Annotated in this window: 3 protein-coding genes; 1 reads left to right on the plus strand and 2 read right to left on the minus strand. The window is 66.6% G+C overall.

Features of this window, described 5'->3' with window-relative positions; genetic code table 11:
- Positions 1 to 435, minus strand: a 435-nt coding sequence (locus AC1DW9_RS36210) for an AraC-like ligand-binding domain-containing protein (RefSeq protein ID WP_476855385.1), incomplete at its 3' end; no start/stop codon positions are given.
- Between the two features lie 269 nt (positions 436 to 704).
- On the opposite strand from AC1DW9_RS36210, the gene AC1DW9_RS36215 reads away from it, so the two are divergent.
- Positions 705 to 3,803 carry a S8 family serine peptidase gene (locus tag AC1DW9_RS36215; protein ID WP_441508161.1) on the plus strand — a complete coding sequence of 1,033 codons (3,099 nt, stop codon included), beginning with the start codon at positions 705 to 707 and terminating at the stop codon, positions 3,801 to 3,803.
- A 96-nt stretch (positions 3,804 to 3,899) separates the two neighbouring features.
- Here the strand turns inward: AC1DW9_RS36215 and AC1DW9_RS36220 are convergent.
- Positions 3,900 to 4,123 (minus strand): RidA family protein (locus AC1DW9_RS36220; protein WP_476855386.1); only part of this gene is annotated, 224 nt, incomplete at its 5' end.

Consider the following 4,123-nt stretch of genomic DNA (forward strand, 5'->3'; position numbering starts at 1 on the left):
CGACAGCACCGTGCCATGGGCTCTGTCGATTGCGTCGGCGTCGAGCCCGAGCAAGGCGCGGGGGAGAACAAGGTTGATTGCCCGCATGTCGCTGGCATGCGACCGCATGGGACGCGACAGGTCGAGGATCAGGACGTCGGACGGGCCGGCTCGCATCTCCTTGCCGTCGATATCCAGCGTCGTATGGCCGGACTGGTAGAGCTGGATCAGCAGGTGGTCGACGCCAACGGCGCCGATCAGCCCCTCCGAGCGCTCGTAGCGCTGGGCGCTTGTCATCACCTCTCCGACAAGGGCGACACCGAGATGATGGCGGCGGATGTCTCCCCGGAAGGTGGAGCGCCAGTCGCCGGAGAGAGGCTGGACGTCGAAAACCGGTGCGATTTCCTCGCGCCACCGGCCGAACATCCGCTGGGAATCGCAGTCCTGCTCGCTCACCCCTACGCCCCGTTTTCTCGACGCTGCTGCGCGGCGCCTGCGGCCGGCTGTGGCACGACACGCCCCATGCAATGCCTCCTAAACACCGAACGAGTGACCGATCGTCAAGAGACTGATTTCAGCCGCCTTCGACCTGGTTCATGGCTTTGGCACGGCAACGCGGTTGATTGGGACGCCATGCCGGCTTCGACCTCTCTCGACCATTCCAGCCTCATGTTACGGACCTGTGATCGATCCGCCTGAGCGGATGCCTGCCTCGAGACCTGCCCATGCCGTTTGCCGCAACGCGATCCACCCGTCTTCGCTCCTCCCTCCTCGCCACGACTGCTTCGGGCTTCCTCCTCGCGCTCGCGCCAACGGTGATCTCCGCGCAAGAGATCGCGGCCTTGCCAGATGCGTTCGCCGGCCGGCCCGCCCGCATGCTGCCGCGCGCCCTGGCGCTGCTGCCGCCCGCCGCAAGCTTTGTCACGCCGGAGTACAATGCCAGTTATGGGCTGGCCCAGATCGGTGCTGCCGACGCCTATGCGCTGGGGCTCACCGGCAAGGGCGTGCTGGTCGCGGTTGTCGACAGCGGCATCGATCCGACTCATCCGGAGTTTGCGGGGCGGATTTCGCCGCTGTCGCGGAACTTCGGGCTCGACCGCCCCGACCCCGCGGATATCGTCGACCGCGACCCGACCGCCCATGGCACCCATGTCGCCGGAACCATCGCCGCGGCCAGGGACGGGGTCGGAATGCAGGGTGTTGCCTATAATGCCGAGATTCTTGCCCTGCGCGCCGTCGTGCGAGGGCCGGGAGGGGATATTCCAGCCGCGATCCGCTATGCGAGCGAAGTCGGCGCGAAGGTCCTCAACGGCAGCTATGGTCCGTCCTATCCCTCACCCACGCTTCCCGACGGCAGTCCCAACCCGGACTATCAGCTGTTCCCGATCCAGCCCTACCAGCAGGTCGGCACGGCGGCGGAAGTTGCGGCCATCCGGCAGGCCGGCGCCTCCGACATGGTCATGGTCTTCGCCGCCGGCAACGAGCGGGAGGATCAGCCGGTCATCGCGCGCAACCCCACCGGCGCGGCATTCTATCCGGCGATCCGGCCAGGGAACGACAATAAGAACCTCTATGTCGTCCTCGACAATGCCGGGGACCAGGTCGATGCGAGCAAGCTCGATTATTCCGATCTCCAGCCCTACACGATTGCCGTCGTCGCCGTGGACCGTGATCGCAAGATCGCCTCCTTCAGCAACTATTGCGGGATTGCAGCAGCCTGGTGCCTCGCGGCGCCCGGCGTCAACATCCTTTCGACAGTCCCGGCTGACAAGGGTCTGAGTCCGACGCAACCCTATAATCTGTCGAGCGGCACCTCGATGGCCGCGCCGCATGTCGCGGGCACCGCAGCACTGGTCCGCGAAGCCTTTCCGTTCATGACCGCGCCGCAGGTGGTCCAGTCGATCCTGACCACCGCGACAGATCTCGGCTCCCCCGAGATCTATGGCTGGGGTCTCCTCAATGCCGGCAAGGCGGTTCGCGGCCCCGGGCAATTCCTGCAGACCTTCGATGTCGACACGAAGGGCTATTCCGGCTCCTTCGCCAATGACATTTCCGGCGCCGGCGGGCTGGTGAAACGCGGCGATGGCCGCCTCGAACTGTCGGGTCGCAACAGCTATGCCGGCGGCACCTCGGTGATCGGCGGCACGCTCGCCCTGAACGGATCCGTGACCTCGGCCGTATCGGTCGGCCAGGGTGGAACCCTGCGTGGCACGGGCCTCATCGAGGCCGGCCTGTTCAGTGCCGGCACCGTCATGCCTGGCAATTCGCCGGGAACGCTCTTCGTCAAGGGGCCGGTCGCCTTCGGCAGCACCAGTCGGTTCGTGCTTGATATCGACGGCTCCGGAACCGGCAACGGCACTGGCAACTATTCACGGTTGGTGACGACGAGCTCGGCCGGTAGCGTCGCCGCCAATGGACGTCTTGTGCCGGTCCTGCGCGGCATCTCCGGCAACGCGTCCAATCAGTTCACGCCTGCGGTCGGTTCCTCCTTCGGCATTCTCGCTGCAGCGGGCGGATTGAGCGGCAGCTTCACCGGGCTTGACCAGCCGGCAAGCGGCTTGCCCGGCAATGCCCGCTTCGATGCCCTCTACCGCGCCGACGGCCTCTCATTGATCGTGACGCCCGGCTCCTACGCAGCTCTCTCAGGTCTCGGCGGCAACGCCTGGGCCGTCGCCCAGGCCCTCGACAGCACGCGTCCCGCTGCCGGAATACGCCCCGATGCCGGCCGGCAGGAGGTGTTCGACGCGCTCTATACCACCGCGCCGGGCGCGCTCGCGCCAGCGCTGGGCTCGTTATCGGGACAGAGCTACGCCGACGCCAGGATGGCTATGATCACGGCGCAACGCATGGTCGATTCGGCCCTCGACCAGCGTCTGACTGCCGGGAGCTCTGCCCTCCCCGGCCAGGCCCCGAACCCGGGCGAGGCTGGGTATGCGAGCCTGGGCAAATCCGCGGCCGCGCGTCCGAGGCAACAGGCAGCCGCGCTCCAGCCCGGACGAGACGGCGTGGTTTGGGGACAGGCTCTCTATGGCTTCGGGCGCACTGGCAGCGACAGGTCCGGGCCCGGCACGGATTTCGGCGTGGCCGGAGCCCTGCTCGGCGTCGAACGTTCCGTGTTCAGTACGAGCCTGATCGGCGGTGCCGTCGGATACGCGCGCTCGAACGGCGATCCCAAGACCGATGCCGCGGGCCGGGTGACCGTCGACAGCTACAGCATCTCGGCCTATGGCCGCACGCGCCTCGGCGATCTGACCCTGCGCGGCGCGCTGGGCGGGACCTATGGCAAGACCGAGAACCGCCGGACGATCCAGCTCAGTCACGTCCAGCGCGTCGCCCATGGCGAGACGGATGGCTACGGCGTCTTCGGGCATCTGATCGCCGGATATGGCCTTGCTTCCATCTCCGGTCTTGAACTCTCGCCCGAGGCCGGGCTCAGCCTGAATCATTTCCGCCAGGGCGGGCTGACGGAAAGCCAGGCCGGCGCGTTCGCGCTGACACTGCGCGGCGAAAGCCAGACCTCGACCCGCACATTGGTCGGCGGCCGGCTGGCGACTCCCCTTACCTCCGATGAGCGGCTGCGTTTTGACCTCAAGGCCTATTGGTCTCATGAGCTGGCGGACAACGTCGCGATCCAGCGAGCGGGCCTTCTGGGCACCGCGTTTGCAGTCCGCACCCCTCGGGCCTCACGTGACGGAGCCGTGATTGGAGCAAGCCTCTCGGGGGCGATCGCGCCCAAGGTCGATGTGACAGGCTCCTATGACGGCGAGTTCCGTCGCGGCGCGACAAGCCACCGCTTTTCGCTTGAGGCCAGGACCCGCTGGTGAGGTCGGAGCGGCCTGGGCTCACGGGAGAGGGCAATCGGAGTGCGGTTCCCGCCGGGGAGCCGCGCTGAACGCGAGCTTGGCGTAGATCAGGGCAACCTATGTCACCTCGACGATGGCTTCGATCTCGACGGTGATTCCGAACGGGAGGCTGCCGACGCCGATTGCGGAGCGGGCATGCCGCTCGCCAAAAATCTCGACGAAGAGGTCCGAGTAGCCATTGATGACCTTCGAATGCTCAGTGAATTCACGCACCGCATTCACCATGCCGAGAATCTTCACGACGCGTCGGATCCGATCGAGCGAACCGAGCTCTTCCAGAA

Source organism: Allobosea sp. P4_E12 (assembly GCF_056401655.1).

Bases quoted from the DNA above. Each gene is read 5' to 3' on its own strand.
- AC1DW9_RS36215 (WP_441508161.1), top strand. From the start codon at position 705: ATGCCGTTTGCCGCAACGCGATCCACCCGTCTTCGCTCCTCCCTCCTC.